The sequence below is a fragment of the Mesorhizobium sp. SARCC-RB16n genome, assembly GCF_008520305.1.
Taxonomy (GTDB): domain Bacteria; phylum Pseudomonadota; class Alphaproteobacteria; order Rhizobiales; family Rhizobiaceae; genus Mesorhizobium.
This window is the reverse complement of record NZ_ML703312.1, coordinates 11,364-11,840: the sequence shown is the minus strand read 5'-3', so window position 1 is coordinate 11,840 and position 477 is coordinate 11,364. Positions and strand designations below refer to the sequence as shown.

General features: G+C 61.0%; 1 protein-coding gene. It reads right to left on the bottom strand.

What is annotated here, in order from left to right:
• Positions 1-16 precede the first annotated feature (16 nt).
• Complete coding sequence (locus C7I87_RS34320) at positions 17-250, bottom strand: hypothetical protein (protein WP_149908364.1); 234 nt, start codon at positions 248-250, stop codon at positions 17-19.
• Between the last annotated feature and the right edge of the window lie 227 nt (positions 251-477).

The window sequence follows — 477 nt, the reverse complement described above, 5'->3', positions numbered from 1 at the left end:
CCTGGCCGCTGGTGGTCTACCGCGGTGCCGTCACACTGCCGGAGGAGGGAAGGGCAAGGTTGTCCAACCTTTGCAGACCGGTAATGTCACCCAGGCCCGAAATGGCGAGCGCGTGGCTGCCGGTCAAGGCGTTGTCGGGTTGGATGCGACAGAGTCGAGGTCGCAACTCGAAGCCTTGGTTCAGCAGCTCGCTGCTTGAGAGCTGAAGTTGAGCGCCGGCCAGAGCGCAGTTGACATCGTCGACGCACATTCAGGCTTCGTTGCTAGGGCTGAGCACCTACATTAGCCGGCCACGTCAATGGTTGAAGCACCATGGCTGGCGCGTGCGGCAGGTTGGCAACGACGTGCAAAGACAGATTTTGAACCCGACATGCCTGGCTCAACTCGCTGGGCGGAAGGGCTTTGCAAGAGATGCCGGGAAGTGCAGCGCCAGCATCTGGCGGTTCCGTGAGATGAGCACCAACACGATGATGGTCG